Source organism: Brevundimonas denitrificans, from assembly GCF_030160755.1.
Lineage (GTDB): Bacteria > Pseudomonadota > Alphaproteobacteria > Caulobacterales > Caulobacteraceae > Brevundimonas > Brevundimonas denitrificans.
In genome coordinates this window covers 1-696 of sequence record NZ_BSOY01000183.1, presented here as the reverse complement: position 1 = coordinate 696, position 696 = coordinate 1, and the positions used below count along the sequence as shown (strand labels likewise).

The window sequence follows — 696 nt, the reverse complement described above, 5'->3', positions numbered from 1 at the left end:
ACCGCGAACTTGAGGCACTGCCCCTGCTCTGTCAGGGGGCGGCGCTGCGGTTCTACCTGACCCGGCTGTATGACTGGATCAATCAGGTTGAAGGGGCATTGGTCAAGCCCAAGGACCCCGGCGAATACCTGAAGAAAATCCGCTTTCACAAGGATGTGGCGTCTGTTGTCGCCTATGGCTTTGATCTGGACCGGGCCTAAGCCGTTCTGACAGGGAACGGCTCAAGTCTCACTCCTAATCAAACAGTGCGTCGATTTCCGCCTGTGAAATCTCGTGGCCTTCCGGACGCGGTCCGTTCAATTCCACGTCGCCGTCCAGATGCAGGGCCTGTTCGATCCGTTCCAACTCGCCCAGCTCCTGCTCGCCGCCCAGAATATCGATCATGGTCGAAATCCGGTCTTCAACGAATTTCAGGGTCCCGACCACCTTTGAAATGCGCTGCCCTGTAATATCCTGAAAGTTGCAGGCCTCGTAAATCTTCATGACGGCCGTGCTGATGGCTTCGGTGATTTCCAGCTGATCCGGGTCGGTGGCGTTCAGTTCCAGACTCTCATTCTTGTCCTCGATAATCTCGACCGCTTCAAGAATGGCGTTTGTCGCCCCTTCCGTATCCCCCACAACCGCATCCAGTTGATCGGTCATGGCATGGATTTTCGGCGCTTCACCAACACTCTGGAGGGAGGCAATTTCCCGGCG

At 56.3% G+C, this 696-nt stretch carries 2 pseudogenes; one reads left to right on the top strand and one right to left on the bottom strand.

Annotation, left to right across the window (positions count from 1 at the left end):
- Window positions 1–200: pseudogene (locus QQJ79_RS15650) on the top strand (hypothetical protein); the annotation flags it as partial.
- Between the two features lie 34 nt (window positions 201–234).
- Here the strand turns inward: QQJ79_RS15650 and QQJ79_RS15645 are convergent.
- A pseudogene (locus QQJ79_RS15645) lies at window positions 235–696 on the bottom strand (hypothetical protein); the annotation flags it as partial.